The organism is Delftia sp. RIT313, from assembly GCF_000632165.1.
Taxonomy (GTDB): Bacteria; Pseudomonadota; Gammaproteobacteria; order Burkholderiales; family Burkholderiaceae_C; genus Comamonas; species Comamonas acidovorans.
Map to the genome: position 1 here is coordinate 57468 of NZ_JFYT01000048.1, position 14442 is coordinate 71909.

The 14442-nt window shown below is 69.5% G+C and carries 14 protein-coding genes; 6 read left to right on the plus strand and 8 right to left on the minus strand.

Translation table 11 applies throughout. The features are described 5' to 3' along the window. The first annotated feature begins 54 nt into the window (after positions 1-54). A complete protein-coding gene (locus tag BW39_RS14390; protein ID WP_043822530.1) occupies positions 55-1593 on the plus strand; it encodes a CoA-acylating methylmalonate-semialdehyde dehydrogenase in 1539 nt (512 codons plus the stop codon). Between the two features lie 64 nt (positions 1594-1657). Here BW39_RS14390 and BW39_RS14395 read toward each other — a convergent pair whose 3' ends face one another. The 3 genes from BW39_RS14395 to dacB all read right to left on the minus strand — a co-directional run bounded on the left by BW39_RS14395 (position 1658) and on the right by dacB (position 5306). After that, positions 1658-2329, minus strand: coding sequence for an OmpW/AlkL family protein (locus BW39_RS14395; protein ID WP_013804492.1), 672 nt, complete (start codon positions 2327-2329; stop codon positions 1658-1660). A 31-nt stretch (positions 2330-2360) separates the two neighbouring features. After that, positions 2361-3494, minus strand: a complete 1134-nt coding sequence (locus BW39_RS14400; protein ID WP_043822531.1) for an SGNH/GDSL hydrolase family protein — start codon at positions 3492-3494, stop codon at positions 2361-2363. 252 nt (positions 3495-3746) lie between these two features. Continuing rightward, positions 3747-5306, minus strand: coding sequence for a D-alanyl-D-alanine carboxypeptidase/D-alanyl-D-alanine endopeptidase (gene dacB, locus BW39_RS14405; RefSeq protein ID WP_043822532.1), 1560 nt, complete (start codon positions 5304-5306; stop codon positions 3747-3749). 78 nt (positions 5307-5384) lie between these two features. On the opposite strand from dacB, the gene tsaB reads away from it, so the two are divergent. The 4 genes from tsaB to corA all read left to right on the plus strand — a co-directional run bounded on the left by tsaB (position 5385) and on the right by corA (position 8756). Further along, a complete protein-coding gene (tsaB, locus tag BW39_RS14410; protein WP_043822547.1) occupies positions 5385-6125 on the plus strand; it encodes a tRNA (adenosine(37)-N6)-threonylcarbamoyltransferase complex dimerization subunit type 1 TsaB in 741 nt (246 codons plus the stop codon). Continuing rightward, positions 6122-6658 (plus strand): ribosomal protein S18-alanine N-acetyltransferase, encoded by a 537-nt coding sequence (gene rimI, locus BW39_RS14415; protein WP_043822533.1) that lies wholly within the window; start codon positions 6122-6124, stop codon positions 6656-6658. The genes tsaB and rimI overlap by 4 nt, the downstream gene beginning before the upstream one ends. Beyond that, on the plus strand, positions 6649-7596 hold the full coding sequence (locus BW39_RS14420; protein ID WP_043822534.1) for a uracil-DNA glycosylase family protein: 948 nt from the start codon (positions 6649-6651) through the stop codon (positions 7594-7596). The genes rimI and BW39_RS14420 overlap by 10 nt, the downstream gene beginning before the upstream one ends. Before the next feature lie 173 nt (positions 7597-7769). Continuing rightward, positions 7770-8756, plus strand: a complete 987-nt coding sequence (gene corA / locus BW39_RS14425; protein WP_013804498.1) for a magnesium/cobalt transporter CorA — start codon at positions 7770-7772, stop codon at positions 8754-8756. A 33-nt stretch (positions 8757-8789) separates the two neighbouring features. Here corA and BW39_RS14430 read toward each other — a convergent pair whose 3' ends face one another. The 3 genes from BW39_RS14430 to BW39_RS14440 are packed head-to-tail and all read right to left on the minus strand — an operon-like array spanning position 8790 to position 11020. Then, complete coding sequence (locus tag BW39_RS14430) at positions 8790-9185, minus strand: RidA family protein (protein WP_043822535.1); 396 nt, start codon at positions 9183-9185, stop codon at positions 8790-8792. Next, on the minus strand, positions 9175-10317 hold the full coding sequence (locus BW39_RS14435; protein ID WP_043822536.1) for a DSD1 family PLP-dependent enzyme: 1143 nt from the start codon (positions 10315-10317) through the stop codon (positions 9175-9177). Before BW39_RS14435 ends, BW39_RS14430 begins: the two co-directional genes overlap by 11 nt. Before the next feature lie 28 nt (positions 10318-10345). Beyond that, positions 10346-11020, minus strand: a complete 675-nt coding sequence (locus BW39_RS14440; RefSeq protein ID WP_043822537.1) for an HAD family hydrolase — start codon at positions 11018-11020, stop codon at positions 10346-10348. A gap of 72 nt (positions 11021-11092) precedes the next feature. Between BW39_RS14440 and BW39_RS14445 the strand changes: the two genes are divergently transcribed. Further along, positions 11093-12001, plus strand: a complete 909-nt coding sequence (locus BW39_RS14445; protein ID WP_043822538.1) for a LysR family transcriptional regulator — start codon at positions 11093-11095, stop codon at positions 11999-12001. Positions 12002-12007: 6 nt separating this feature from the next. Here BW39_RS14445 and BW39_RS14450 read toward each other — a convergent pair whose 3' ends face one another. After that, positions 12008-13303, minus strand: coding sequence for an MFS transporter (locus BW39_RS14450; protein WP_043822539.1), 1296 nt, complete (start codon positions 13301-13303; stop codon positions 12008-12010). 29 nt (positions 13304-13332) lie between these two features. Then, positions 13333-14400: a porin gene (locus BW39_RS14455; protein ID WP_013804504.1), complete on the minus strand. Its 1068-nt coding sequence runs from the start codon at positions 14398-14400 to the stop codon at positions 13333-13335. Between the last annotated feature and the right edge of the window lie 42 nt (positions 14401-14442).

A 14442-nucleotide genomic window follows, 5' to 3' on the forward strand; every position in this document is an offset into this window, starting at 1 on the left:
CAATTCAAGCGCAGCGCCTAGGCAGGCCGAAGGCGCACTCCTAGACTGGCTGGCATGAACACCGCAAACACCTCCTTCGCTTCCATCGTCCATTACGTCAACGGCCAGCGCTCGGCAGGTGCCAGCGGCCGCGAGCAGGACGTGACCAACCCGGCCACCGGCCAGGTCACGGGCCGCGTGGCCCTGGCCTCGCGCGCCGATGTCGATGCCGCCGTGGCGGCCGCCCAGGCGGCCTTCCCCAAGTGGGCCGACACGCCGCCGCTGCGCCGGGCGCGCGTGATGTTCCGCTTCCTCGAACTGCTCAACCAGCACAAGGACGAACTGGCCCACGCCATCACGGCCGAGCACGGCAAGGTCTTCACCGATGCGCAGGGCGAGGTCAGCCGCGGCATCGACATCGTGGAGTTCGCCTGCGGCATCCCGCAGCTGCTCAAGGGCGATTTCACCGACCAGGTCTCCACCGGCATCGACAACTGGACGCTGCGCCAGCCGCTGGGCGTGGTGGCGGGCGTGACGCCGTTCAACTTCCCCGTGATGGTGCCGATGTGGATGTTCCCGGTGGCCATTGCGGCGGGCAACACCTTCGTGCTCAAGCCCAGCCCCATCGATCCCACGCCCTCGCTGCTGATCGCCGACCTGCTCAAGCAGGCCGGCCTGCCCGACGGCGTGTTCAACGTGGTCCAGGGCGACAAGGAAGCCGTGGATGCGCTGATCGAGCATCCCCAGGTGAAGGCCGTGAGCTTTGTCGGCTCCACGCCCATTGCCAACTACATCTATGAGACGGGCGCCCGCCACGGCAAGCGCGTGCAGGCCCTGGGCGGCGCCAAGAACCACATGGTGGTCATGCCTGACGCCGATATCGAACAGGCCGTGGACGCACTGATCGGCGCCGGCTACGGCTCGGCCGGCGAGCGCTGCATGGCCATCAGCGTGGCCGTGCTGGTGGGCGATGTGGCCGACCAGCTGCTGCCGCGCCTGATCGAGCGCACCAAGGCCCTGAAGGTGCTGGACGGCGAGGACCTGGCCGCGGAAATGGGCCCCATCGTGACCCGCGCCGCGCACGATCGCATCAGCGGCTACATCGACCTGGGCGTCAAAGAAGGCGCGCAGTTGCTGGTCGATGGCCGGGGCTTCAACGGCAAGGCGGCCGGCGCCGCCACGGGCACCGACACCTCGGGCGGCTTCTGGCTGGGCGGCACGCTGTTCGACCATGTCACGCCCGACATGCGCATCTACAAGGAAGAGATCTTCGGCCCCGTGCTGGCCGTGGTGCGCGCCAAGGACTTCGCCGAGGCCGTGCAGCTGGTCAACGACCATGAGTTCGGCAACGGCGTGGCCTGCTTCACGCGCGACGGCAACGTGGCGCGCGAGTTCGGCCGCCGCATCGAGGTGGGCATGGTCGGCATCAACGTGCCGATTCCCGTGCCCATGGCCTGGCACGGCTTCGGCGGCTGGAAGCGCAGCCTGTTCGGCGACATGCATGCCTACGGCGAGGAAGGCGTGCGCTTCTACACCCGCCAAAAGAGCATCATGCAGCGCTGGCCCGAGAGCACGCCCAAGGGCGCGGAATTCGTGATGCCCACGGCCAAGTAGGCGCAGGCCCGCTCCATGAAAAAACCAGCCCGCGGGCTGGTTTTTCTTTGGGGACTGCGACCTGTCAGAAGCGGTATCCGATGCCGATGGCGTAGACGTTCGGGTTGAGCTTGAGCGACACGCTCTGGCCCGAGGACAGGTGTGCCGTGGTCTTCAGGAAGCTCTTGTAGTAGGCCACGTCCAGGAACCAGCGCTCGTTGAAGTTGTAGACGAAGCCGATCTGGGGCGTCAGGCCCCACTTGCTGTCCACCGAGGCCGTGGTGGGGTTGGCCAGCGTGCCGCCGGTCAGGCCGTTGAGGGAGGCCGTGGTGCGCTCGCCGAAGAACTTGGCATAGGTCACGCCCAGGCCCAGGTAGGGGCGGAAGGCGGAGTTGGCCTCGCCGAAGCGGTACTGCGCGAACACGGTGGCGGGCAGCACCTTGGTGCGGCCGAGCTTGCCCGTGCCGGAGATGGCGCCATCGCCCACGAAGTCGTGCTTGAACGGCAGGCCCATGGGCACGTCGATGGCCCAGTTGTTGGTGACCATGTAGGTCACGCCGCCCGTGAGCTGGCTGTTGGCCTTCACGTCCACGCGGGTGTCGGGGAAGCTGGGCGTGCTCAGCCAGCCGCTGCTGGTCTGGGGATCGATGCGCGTGGCGCCCAGGCGCACGCTCCAGGTGCCGGCGGACTGGGCGGTGGCGGCCATGCAGGCCGTGGCCATGGCCACGGCGGCGGTGATACGCAGGAATGTCTTCATGGATGTGTCTCCTCGTGCTGCGTGTCTGCTATCACAGCCAGCCGGCGCGGGCCAGGGTGCGGGAGGCCAGCTGGCTCATCTGCTGGTGGCCATAGGGCGTGGGGTGGAAGCTGTCGGCAAAGGCATAGCTCTTCCACCAGTTGGCGCTGGTCTCGCCCACGGGAATGGAGGCGGACAGCGCGGCCTCGGTGCAGGTCGGGAAGCTGTAGGTGGGCAGGCCGTCGGCGCCCACGCCGGTGGCAGGGCAGGCCGCCTTTTTCACGTTGGTGTAGGCGTACTGGGCGGGGTCAGCCATCTGCTGGCGGAACTCGCTGTAGAAATCGATGATGGCCACGCGGTTCTCCCCCGTGAAACCAGCCGCGACCTGCTGGTTGAAGGCCTTGACCCAGCCGTCGAACACGGTCTCCAGCTGCGCGGCGGCGGCCGAGCCCTGCTGCTGGGCCACGGACTGCAGCACCAGCTGGAAGCGCGGCGTCAGCGTGATGGCGGGCACGTTGAGGATGGCCACGCGCGTGGCGCCCTTGCCCAGCACATTGGTCTGGATGCTGGAGACAAAGCCCTTGGCCAGGTTCTGCATGTACAGGCCACCGGCCTGGGCCATGCCGGTCTGGCCCTGCTGCAGCAGCGCGCCCAGCGTGGCCGCGTCGATCTTGGTGGACAGCAGCGCCTTGAAGTTGGCGCCCTGGTCCCTGGAAGCGGCCAGGAAGGCGCCGATCACATCGGCCGCGTCATTGGCGCCGCCGTCGATCACCGCCAGGTCATCGGCCGTGAAGCCTGCCGCGCCGGCCAGCAGGATCTGCTGCGTGATGGAGATGGGCGCCGTGGGCGCGCTGGTGTAGTTGATGCGGCCGCCGCCCACGGCGTAGTTGTTGCACGAGGTGTTGGGCGTGAAGGCCGTGCCGTTGAAGCGCGGGCACAGGGAGATGTTGTACAGGCCCGCCACGCGCTCGGCCCAGACCTGGTTGGAGCCTGCGCCCGTCAGCGTGGCGTTCTGCACGGTGAACTTGTAGCCGAAGGTGCCGCTGTCGGAGAGGCTGTCGCCCATCACCTTGACGGAAGTGATCTTGGCGCGGGGGGTGGTGTCGGCGCCGCTGCCACCGCCGCAAGCAGCCAGCAGGCCGGCCGTGGCCAGAGCGGCCGCGAGGATTCGATAACGATTTGCCAAGATGGAATCTCCGTGAAGTGTTATGAATAGCACGACCGTGCTTTTTTGCTAAAGCCATCGTAACGACACTTGCGCATTGGCGACACCGGGCAACTACGGATAGAAATCGCACGCCGACAAGGCAATTCGCACGCGGGCGAACAGACGATAAGGACCGCCGCATCGCCCGTGGGTAGGACAACGCCCTTGCTGGGAAAACAATGAAAAAGGGCCTGCGAAAGCAGGCCCTGCACAAGACGCGAAGGCGCCCGATCAGCGGTCGCGCGCCGTCCAGTCCACCAGCGCATCCCAGGCCGCGCGCGCGGCCGGGGCGTTGGTGTGGTTGGCCATGGCCACCAGCACGTAGCGGCGGCCGCTGGCCCCGTCCACATAGCCGGCCAGGGCCGAGGCATCGCGCAGCGTGCCGGTCTTCAGATGCGCCATGCCCTGGGCCCGGCTGAGGCTGCGGCGCAGCGTGCCATCCACGCCGACGATGGGCATGGAGGCCACGAACTCCGGCATCACCGGCGAGGCCCAGGCCTGCTGCAGCATGCGGCCCAGGCCGGAGGCGGTGATGCGCGCCTCGCGGCTCAGGCCGGCGCCGTTGTCGGCCACGGGCTGCTCGGCCGCGCCCCAGCGCGCCTGCCACCACTGGCCCAGGGCCTGGCGCGAGGACTCGAAGCTGGCCACGCCCGTGCGCTGCATGCCCATGGTCAGGAACACCTGCTGGGCCATGACGTTGTTGCTGTACTTGTTGATGTCGCGCACCACCTCGGCCAGCGAAGGCGATTCGCTCTGGAACGCTGGCTGCAGCCCGGCCGGCACGCGGCCGTCGTGCACGGTGCCGGTGAGCTTGCCGCCCAGCTCGCGCCACATGCCCTCGATGGCGCGGGCCGCGAAGGCCTCGGGCTGGGCCGGCGCCAGCGACCAGCTCTTGTCGCCGCAACTGGCCGGGAACGGGCCGGCAAAGGCGATGCGCAGCGGGTCGGCCATGTCCAGCTGCAGCCGGGCGCGCCAGTCGCCGCACTCGCTGCCGGCCGGCGCCAGCGGCACGGTCTCCTGCTGCTGGATGCCGGCCAGCGGCGGATCGTATTGCAGCCGCGCCACGCCCGCCGCCGCGTCGGGCGTGAAGCCCACGGTCACGGCCTTGTAGTTGACCAGCAGTGCGTCGGGCGCCACGTTGTAGGGGCGCCAGGGTTCGTTGTCGAAGGTGGCCGCGTCATGGCCGCTCACGGAAAACGCGCTGCGGTCCAGCACGATGTCGCCCACGATGACCTTGATGCCCATGCCCTGCAGGCGACGCAGCATCAGCCACAGCCGCTCCATCACGAGCTTGGGATCGCCCTGGCCCTGGATGTACAGCGGCCCGCGCAGCACGCCGTCCTGCACCGGCCCGCCCAGAAAGACGGGCGTGCGCCAGACATGTGCGGGACCCAGCTGGTCCAGCGCCGCATAGGTGGTGACCAGCTTCATGACCGAGGCGGGGTTCATGGCCACATGGCTTTGCCAGTCCAGGCGCGGGGCGGCCCGGCCATCGACCTCGACCACCAGGGCCGAGACCGCGTCGCGCGGCAGCTTGGCGCGCGCAAGCGCCGCCTCCACGGCCGGTGGCAGCCGGCTTTCGCGTGCAGTCTTGGTGGACAGCGAGGCCGGCGAGGTGGGCGCATCTGCCTGGGCGCTTGCCACGCCGGGCAGAACAGACGCCGCCAGCAGCGCGGCCGCCAGACCCCGGCGGGAAAGCGGCAATCCAAGAGAGAAGGCGGAGGAAATCGAGGAAATAAGGGAAGAAGACGGCGAAAGATGCAACATGGCCGGCAAGTCTACGCCGGTCATTGCAGCCCTGCCGGGCGCGGGACGGGCGGGGCACCGATAATCCTGCACTTGCTGCGGCACCGCCGCCTGCCCCAAGCCATGAATCTTCTTGCCCTAGACACCAGTACCGACACCCTCTCCATCGCCGTGCAGCGCGGCGATGCCGTCTGGGAGCACAGCGGCCCCGGCGGTCCGCAGACCTCGACCGAGCTGATCCCCGCCATCCTGGCGCTGATGGCCCAGGCCGGCCTGGAATTCGCCGAGCTGCAGGCCATCGTCTTCGGCCGGGGTCCGGGCTCGTTCACGGGCCTGCGCACGGCCTGCTCCGTGGCCCAGGGGCTGGCCTTTGCCGCCCGCGTGCCCGTGCTGCCCATGGACAGCCTGCTGGCCGTGGCCGAGCAGGCCCGCATGCAATACGGCTGCACCGACCTCATCGCCGTGATCGATGCGCGCATGAACGAGGTCTATCACGCCGCCTATCACTGGAGCGACGGCCGCTGGAACGACATTGGCGAGCAAAGCGGCGACTTCGGCCTGTGCGCGCCCGAGGCCCTGCAACTGCCGCCCGGCACCGTGGTGGCCGGCAACGCCCTGGCCGCCTACGGCGAGCGCCTGGCGCCCCAGGCCAGCCACCTGGCCGCCCTGCCCACCGCCGCCGCCATGCTGCGCCTGGCCCCGGCCCTGCTGGCGGCCGACCGCGCCTTGCCGGCCGACCAGGCCCTGCCGCGCTACATCCGCGATAAAGTCGCGCAGACCACGGCCGAGCGGGAGGCTGCCAAGGCGGCCGCCGCGCTGGCCCTGGCCACGCCCACTCCAGAGGCCACCCCACCCTCACCATGAGCACGCACACGCCACAGCCCTCGCGGCCGCAGCCGCCCCTGACCGACGCCCCGGCTCCGGCTCCGGCGCCGGAGCGGGACAGCGTGCGCTTCGAGCCGCTGAACGTGCTGTCGCTCGACATGCTGCTGCCCGTGGAGCAGCAGGCCTACTCGCATCCCTGGTCCCGTGGCAACTTCATCGATGCCATGGCGGCCGGCAATGAAGCGCAGCTGCTGGTCGATGCGCGGGGCGAACTGGTGGGCTACTTCGTCGCCATGATCGTGCTCGACGAGGTCCACCTGCTCAACATCACCGTGGCCCCGTCGCGCCAGCGCCAGGGCTGGGCCCGCATCCTGCTGGACGCGCTGGCCCTGTGGGCGCGCCAGCGCAAGGCCCAATGGATCTGGCTGGAAGTGCGCGAGAGCAATGTCCGCGCACGCAGCATCTACGCCGCGCATGGCTACCAGGAGGTGGGCCTGCGCAAGAACTACTACCCCATGCACGACGGCCCGCGCGAGCATGCCGTGCTCATGAGCCTCAAGCTATGGCCCTGAATCTAGACACCCGCCAGCGGGCCATGCTGCACGCCATGGGCATCACCGTCTGGCTGCCCGAGCCCGAGACCGCACCCGCCGTGCTGTCCGAGGCCCTCGCTGCGCCCGCCGATGCGCCTGCAGCGGCGCCCCTGGCAGATCCGCCGGCGACCCGCCCCGTGCCGCCGCCCGTGCAGGAGGCGCCCCCCCCGGCGCCTGCTGCACCGGCGCCTGTCGCCGCGCCAGCGCCCGCACGCGTTCAGGCGCCTGTCCAGGCGCCGCCGCCTCCCGCACCCGTGCATGCCTCTCCCGCACCCGTCATTCCCGAACGCGAACGCCCGCCGCGCCGCTACGTGCAGCAGCCCGTGGCCGGCGCCCCGGGCCTGGGCTGGCGGCTGGGCCCCGTGCGGCCCGTGTATGCGGCAACCCCGCCTGCCGGTGATGGCGGCGAAGGCGGCTGGCTGATCCTGCTGGAGCCGCCCGCCAACTCGCTGCCCCTGCCACCCGCCCAGCGCCCCGGCCCCGACTGCGCGCGCACCGCGCTGGAAGGCGACGCGGCCCGGCTGCTGGACAACATGCTGCGCGCGCTGAACCTGCAGGACCATCCGCGCCTGTACAGCGCCGCCCTGCACCGCGTGCAGCCTGCGGCCGAAGGCCAGGAGGCGCCCGAGGTCCCGGCGCTGCAGCCATCGCTGGAGGCGCTGCTGCGCGATCTGCGCCCGGCCTGCGTGCTGGTGCTGGGCCTGGCCACGGCGCGCGCCGTGCTGCAGCGCCAGGAGGCGCTGGGCCGCCTGCGTGCCGAGCCGCACCGCATTGCGGGCGTGCCCGCCGTGGTCAGCTACGACCCCAACTACCTGCTGCGCGCCCCCCAGGCCAAGGCGGGCGCCTGGGCCGACCTGTGCCATGCGCAGGCTTTTGTGACAGGCCGCCAGATGCCCCCTGGAGCCGCTTCCGAATAGCGCAGCCGGCCCGCATGTTGCAGCGCAACGCTGCATAATCCAACGCTTTGCATCTTGGAGAAAGCTCCGTGGAAACCTACCCCAGTTGGTAGCTTTCAACTCCCGGTTGGCCTGTGGGGTTGAAAGCACCTCCGATACCCCGCACGCCTGAGAAGAACACCTGGAGTGAGCCTATGCTCAACATCTTTACGCTGGCCAATGGCCGCCTGGTTCAAGAAGAGATCGAGTCGCTGGAGGAGCTGTCCCGCTTCAAGCCGATCTGGGTGGACCTGGAGTCGCCCACGGTCGAGGAAAAGCGCTGGATCAAACAGCACTACGAGCTGTCCATCCCCGAGGATGCGATGGACGACGACATCGAGGAATCCGCCCGCTTCTACGAAGAAGACAACGGCGAGCTGCACATCCGCAGCGACTTCCTGATCGACGATGACGAGGACCCGCGTTCGGTGCGCGTGGCCTTCATCGTCAACGAGCACAACAAGAACCTGCGCAGCTGCGGCGTATTGTTCTCCATCCACGACGAGGACGTGCCGGTCTTTCGCCTGCTGCGCATGCGCGCACGCCGCGCGCCGGGCCTGATCGACGAAGCCAAGGACGTGCTGCTCAAGCTCTTCGACGCCGACGCCGAATACTCGGCCGACACGCTGGAGCGCATCTACGACGACCTCGAAAAAGCCAGCCAGATGGTGCTGTCCGGCGACGTGACCGACGACGTGGCCCGCGAGGTGCTGGGCGCCATCGCGCGCCAGGAAGACTTGAACGGCCGCATCCGCCGCAACGTCATGGACACGCGCCGCGCCGTCAGCTTCATGATGCGTTCCAAGATGCTCAATGCCGAGCAGTTCGAGGAAGCGCGCCAGATCCTGCGCGACATCGAATCGCTGGACAGCCACACGGCCTTCCTCTTCGACAAGATCAACTTCCTGATGGATGCCACGGTCGGCTTCATCAACATCAACCAGAACAAGATCATCAAGATCTTCTCGGTGGCCAGCGTGGCCCTGCTGCCGCCCACGCTGATCGCCAGCGTCTACGGCATGAACTTCAAGTTCATGCCCGAGCTGGAATGGGAGTTCGGCTACGTCTACGTCATCGGGCTCATGGTGCTCAGCGCCGTGGGGCCCATGCTCTACTTCCGCAAGCGCGGCTGGCTGAAGTAGCGGCAGCCGGCCCCCCCGGGCCGGAACGCCTTCTCAGGCCAGCGCCACGGCCTCGATCTCCACCTTCAACCCGAAATGCAGCGCCCCCGTGGGCACCACGGCGCGCGCGGGCCGGTGCGCGCCGGCCCAGTCCGCGTAGATGCGGTCGAAGGCCGGCCAGTGCGCCATGTCGTCCAGGTACACGCGCACCTGCAGCAGCCGCGGCACGCCGCTGCCGGCCAGCTCCAGCGCCGCTGCCAGGTTGGCCAGCGCCTGCCGGGCCTGGTCCTCGAAACCGGCATCCACCAGGCGCGTGCCGTCGGGCCGTATGGGCAGCTGCCCTGACACGAAGACCAGCCCCTGGCCCGTGGCCGTGTGGCTGTAGTGGCCGCCCGGCGCAGGCAGGTTCGGCGATGCATGGCGCAGATCGATCCCGTTTTCACCAGCCATGGAGCCGCTCCCAGGTTTGCACCGAGCCATCTGCCGCCAGCGCCTGGTAGGCCGGGAACTGCGCGCCCGTGGCGCAGGCATGGTTGGGCAGGATGCGCAGCCGCGTGCCCAGGGGAAAGCGCGTGGCGATATCGGCCTCCGCCGCGCCATCGGCCCGGGCCAGGATGCCGTGCTCCTGGTTGGCGCCCGTGAGCACGAAGCCCGGCATCACCCGCCCCTGCAGGTCGCAGACCTGGCCGTAGCCGAAATCCTGTTTCTGCCGGGCCGTTCCGCGGTCGCGGCTCATGGCCATCCAGCCAGCATCCACGATGGCCCAGCCCTTGTCGGCCTGGTGGCCGATCACGGTGGCCAGCACCGACAGCGCCACGTCCTCGGCCGTGCACACGCCGATGTTGCGCATCACCAGGTCGAAGAACACGTAGACGCCTGCGCGCACCTCGGTCACGCCGTCCAGCCGGCTGGCCGCCAGCGCCGTGGGCGTGGAGCCCACGCTGACCACGGGGCACGGCAGGCCGGCCGCGCGCAGGGCCTCGGCAGCCTGCACGCAGCCGGCGCGCTCGCGCTCGGCCAGGGCCTGCAGCGCCTCGGGCGTGTCCAGCTCGTAGCTGGAGCCCGCATGCGTGAGCACGCCGCCCAGGCGCATGCCGCCGTCGTGCAGCGTGCGGCCAATGGCCAGCAGCAGCGGCGTATCGTCTGCGCCCACGCCGGAGCGGTGGCCGTCGGTATCGATCTCTATCCACACCTCGAAGGCCTCGCCCTGCTCGTGGCCGAACGCGGCAATGGCCTGGGCCGCAGCCACGCTGTCCACGATGAGCTTGAGGTCGCAGCCGCGCCGGCGCAGTTGCAGGGCCTGCGGCAGGCGGTGCGGCGCCATGCTGACTGCATAGAGGATGTCGGTGGTGCCTGCCGCAAAGAACTGCTCGGCCTCCTTCAAGGTGGAGACCGTGATGCCCGAGGCCCCGGCCGCACGCTGCGCGGCGGCCACGGGCACGCTCTTGCTGGTCTTCACATGGGGGCGCAGGCGCACGCCCTGCGCGTCCATGCGCTGCTGCATGCGGGCGATGTTGCGCTGCATGCGGTCGAGGTCGATCACGGCAGCGGGCGTGTCCAGCGTCAAAAGAGTGTCTTGCATGGCGGCTCCTGAAAAAGACTTGGCACAGTCAGCGGCCTGCGGCAAAGCCGCGCAGCCAGGGCAAGGCGGGGGCCAGGGTGGCGGCTTCCCCCTCGGCGGCGGGCGCGCCCGCAGGCCGAGACAGGCCCACGCGGTTGTGCCAGAAGGTGCGCAGGCCCACGGCCGAGGTGCCGAACAGGTCATAGCCCGATCCGGCCACGAAGGCGGCCTGGCCCGCAGGCAGCCCCAGCCGGTCCAGCGCCAGCTGGTAGGGCCGGGGGTCGGGCTTGTAGAAGCCCGCTGCTTCGGAGGTGACCACCACGTCCCAATCCACGCCCAGCAGCGCGGCGGCACGTTGACCCAGGCGCTCGGAGCAATTGGTCACCACGGCCAGGCGGCAGTGCGGGCGCAGGGCGGCCAGCAACTCGCGCGCGCCGTCCCAGGGCTGCAGCTGGTCCCATTGCGCCTCCAGCCGGTCGGCGGCCGAGGCGGGCAGGCCCCGGTTGCGGGCCGCGTCGCGCACCAGGTCTTCATAGGGCTGGTAGGCGCCGCAGCCATAGGTCAGGCGCAGGTACTCGGCGCGCCAGTCGCGCCCGGCGGCCTCGCTGCCGGCAGCGCTGTTCCATACCGTCCAGGAGTCAAGCAAGGCGGTCAGCAGGTCGAAAAGCACGGCACAGGGCCAGGCGGCGGCGGTCGGTTCCGTCAGTGGGGCTGGGGTGTTCATGGCCTGGAACTGTACGGATGGAACCTGTGCCCGTGGTTAAATCCGCCGTCATCAATCGTTAAGGCAAATTGAATGATTGCCATCGAAGACCTGCAGCTTGCCGCCGCCCTGCTGCGCGAAAGCTCGCTGAGCGCCGCAGCCCGTGCGCTCGATGTGACGCCGCCTGCCCTGTCCATGCGGCTGCGCCGGCTGGAGGCCGAACTGGGCCTGTCCCTGGCCAACCGCAGCGCGCGGCGCCTGGCGCTGACGCCCGAGGGCGAGCGCTTCGCCCGCGAGGCCGTGCGGCTGTTGGGCCAGATCGAGGAGCTGCGCGACTCGCTGCACGGCGATGCCCGCCAGCTGGGTGGCACGCTGCGCATTGCCGCGCCCTTTGGCTACGGGCGCAGCCGGCTGGCCCCGGCCCTGGTGCCCTTCACGCGCCAGCACCCGCAACTGAAACTGCAGCTGGACCTGCGCGAAACGCCCTTCCCCGACCGCCACGATGCCGACGCCGTGGTCCACATAGGCACGGTGCGCGACTCCTCCTGGGTGGCGCGCGAGCTGGCCGCCAACGACCGCTGGCTGTGCGCCAGCCCCGACTACCTGCGCCGCCACGGCACGCCCGCCACGCCGCGCGAATTGCTGGAGCACGCCTGCATCTGCATCCGCGAGAACGAGGAAGACGTGACGCTGTGGCACCTGCGCCCCGCCGCCAGCCGGCGTGCCGCGGACGGCCAGACCCTGCGCGTGACGCCGTCCTACGTCACCAACGATGGCGGCGTGGCCCGCCACTGGGCCGAGCAGGGCCTGGGCCTGGTGCTGCGTTCGCAATGGGACATGGAGCAGGCCGTTGCCGAGGGCCGGCTGGTGCGCGTGCTGCCCGACTGGCATTTCGGCAGCGCGCCCGTCACCCTGCTGGTGCCCACGCGCAAGGGACGCACGGCACGCGTGCAGGCCCTGGTGACGTTTCTGGAGCAGTGCGCCGCAGCGGGCGCGCTGTAGTGCAGGTCAGGCCGTGCGCGCGGACCTGTCCCGGGCATCGCTGGCACCGTCGGTGCCCTGGCCGCGCTCGCGCAGCCACAGCACCAGGCCGCAGACCATGACCACCAGCTGCGTGCCCACCAGCAGGCTGAAGCCTGCGACGAACCCGCCACCGGCCGAATGCGAGGTCCAGCCGATGACGGCCCCCATGAGCGCAGGCATGAAGCCCGCCACCAGGGTCGCCGTGCCGTTGACGACGCCGTAGGCGCTGGCCACATGCTCGGGCCGCGCGCAGTACTGCACGGTGCTGGGAATGGCAGGGCTCATCAGGCCCCAGCAGAAGTTGGAGGCGATCAGGCAGTAGGCCGCCGCGTAGCGGTCTTCCATGTGGATGGCCAGCCAGATGGCCAGCGCCAGGCCCAGGCTGCCGCCGACGAAGATCAGCGGCACCTGGCGGCGCGGCAGGCGGTCGATGACGATGCCGCCGACCAGCACGGCCAATACCGTGGCGTACTGCGGCAGCGAGGCCAGCCAGCCCATCTCGCGCAGCGAAAAGCCGCGCGACTCCAGATAGGCCGGCAGCCAGTTGCTGCTGCCCCAGAGGTAGGAGAAGAAGGCCGCCGACAGCACGGCCACCAGCACCAGATAGCGCGTGTGCATGGCGCCGCGCACGATCTGGCCGACCTGGCCCACCGCCTCGCCCAGCGAGCGCGGGCGCGGCATGCCGGCGTCCACGCGGGGCATGCGGATGAAGGCCAGCACCAGCGGGATGCCGATGGCTACATTGATCAGGCCCAGCACGTGGAACGAGGTCTGCCAGTCATGGCCGGCCACCAGGTAGCCGATCAGCGGGTAGCCCACCGCCAGCCCCAGGCCCGTGCCCATGTTCACGAAGGAGTTGGGCAGGCCGTTCTCGTGGCTCTGGAAATGCGCCTTGATGTAGCTGCCCGCCAGCGAGTACAGCGGCCCTTCGGAGATGCCCAGCAGGATGCGCGAGGCCAGCAGCAGGCCATAGCTGTTCATGGCCGGGGACAGAAAGGACACGGCGCCCCACAGCAGCAGGCCGACCACCAGGCTTCGGCGCACGCCGAAGAGCGCCGCGCAAAACGGCGTCAACACGAAGGAAGAAACGCCGTAGCCCACCATGAAGGCCGTGGCCAGCAGGCCCTGGCGCGTGCGGTCGTCGTGCGTCAGCCCGATGTGGTCCAGAAATCCCTGGTCGAGGATGAGGATCGAAAGGTTGATCCGGTCCACATAGGAGATGGCGACGATGATGAAGAGGCTGATCACCCCCCACCAGCGGGCCGCACGCATATCTTTCATGGCAAGTCTCTATCGCCCGATGGGCTGTATCAGAAGAAGTGGCGCACGCCCACCTCGAAGCCGGAGGAGCGGCCGCCCAGCGTGGTGCCCGGGGCCGACAGGCCCTGCACGCCGATGGACTTGGCCGCGCCGTCCTTGTTCTTGAGGAAGGCCACCGTGCCGTAGACCTGGGTGCGCTTGGACAGGTTGTGCCCGTAGCCCACGCTGATCTTGTTCCAGTCGGCATTGCTGCCGTCGGTGTTGTAGTGGCCGTAGGAGGCCTTGAACTCGCCCATGCCCACGGGCGCGGTCACGCCCAGCTGCAGGGCGGTGACCTTGAGGGCGCCGCGCTTTTCGCTGGCCCACAGCAGCATGGGCTTGGCCACGCCGAAGTCCCAGCTCAGGCCCACGTTGCTGGCCGTGAGGTTGGTCGCATCGCTGTCGCCATAGAACTTGCCCGTGGCCAGCGCGCCGTTGAACGGGCCCTGGCGGTAGCCGAAGCGCAGGCCGCGGTAGTCGCCCTGGTTCTTGTTGGGCGCGCTGCGCGCCTGCTCGCCCATGGCCACCTGCACCTGGCCGTAGAAGCCGCCCAGGTTCTGCGGCAGGAAGTAGCTGACCGCGTTGCTGATCTGGATGGGCGCGCCGCCCGTGGCCGTGCCCGTGCCGGGAATGCCCAGCATGGTGAAGCCCATGGTGCCGCCCACGCCGTTGGTGAGGAAGGGGTCGAAGATCAGCGTGCTCAGGAAGGTGGCCGAGTCATCGCGGCCCAGGCGCACTTCGCCGAAGTCGCCCGACAGGCTCACGGTGGAGCGGCGGTTGAAGCTCAGGCCGCCACCGCTGGCCTTGCCCGAGCCGCTGTCCACGTCCATGCCCGCCTCCAGCCAGAAGCCCGCACGCAGGCCGCCGCCCAGCTCTTCCGTGCCGCGAAAGCCGAGGCGGCTGATGTTGGCGCCGCCCGTGGACAGGCCGGTCTTGGACGGGCCGGAGCCGTTCAGGTGCGTGACGCCGACATCGACGACGCCGAAGATCTCGACCTTGGACTGCGCCGAAGCGGCACCGGGCAAGGACGCCAGGCAGGCTAGCGCCACGCCCAGCATGGGCGTATGGATGGTTTTCATGGGGTTGTCTCCTCTGGGGTGGTGGCTTGGGGGGCTTGGGAA

What these genes read in the sequence shown, in the direction of transcription:
- dacB (WP_043822532.1), bottom strand. Translation starts at nt 5,306, where the DNA reads ATGACCGGCGTAGACTTGCCGGCCATGTTGCATCTTTCGCCGTCTTCT.
- BW39_RS14430 (WP_043822535.1), bottom strand. Translation starts at nt 9,185, where the DNA reads ATGGCTGGTGAAAACGGGATCGATCTGCGCCATGCATCGCCGAACCTG.
- BW39_RS14455 (WP_013804504.1), bottom strand. Translation starts at nt 14,400, where the DNA reads ATGAAAACCATCCATACGCCCATGCTGGGCGTGGCGCTAGCCTGCCTG.
- BW39_RS14450 (WP_043822539.1), bottom strand. Translation starts at nt 13,303, where the DNA reads ATGAAAGATATGCGTGCGGCCCGCTGGTGGGGGGTGATCAGCCTCTTC.
- tsaB (WP_043822547.1), top strand. Translation starts at nt 5,385, where the DNA reads ATGAATCTTCTTGCCCTAGACACCAGTACCGACACCCTCTCCATCGCC.
- BW39_RS14395 (WP_013804492.1), bottom strand. Translation starts at nt 2,329, where the DNA reads ATGAAGACATTCCTGCGTATCACCGCCGCCGTGGCCATGGCCACGGCC.
- corA (WP_013804498.1), top strand. Translation starts at nt 7,770, where the DNA reads ATGCTCAACATCTTTACGCTGGCCAATGGCCGCCTGGTTCAAGAAGAG.
- rimI (WP_043822533.1), top strand. Translation starts at nt 6,122, where the DNA reads ATGAGCACGCACACGCCACAGCCCTCGCGGCCGCAGCCGCCCCTGACC.
- BW39_RS14420 (WP_043822534.1), top strand. Translation starts at nt 6,649, where the DNA reads ATGGCCCTGAATCTAGACACCCGCCAGCGGGCCATGCTGCACGCCATG.
- BW39_RS14445 (WP_043822538.1), top strand. Translation starts at nt 11,093, where the DNA reads ATGATTGCCATCGAAGACCTGCAGCTTGCCGCCGCCCTGCTGCGCGAA.
- BW39_RS14435 (WP_043822536.1), bottom strand. Translation starts at nt 10,317, where the DNA reads ATGCAAGACACTCTTTTGACGCTGGACACGCCCGCTGCCGTGATCGAC.
- BW39_RS14390 (WP_043822530.1), top strand. Translation starts at nt 55, where the DNA reads ATGAACACCGCAAACACCTCCTTCGCTTCCATCGTCCATTACGTCAAC.
- BW39_RS14440 (WP_043822537.1), bottom strand. Translation starts at nt 11,020, where the DNA reads ATGAACACCCCAGCCCCACTGACGGAACCGACCGCCGCCGCCTGGCCC.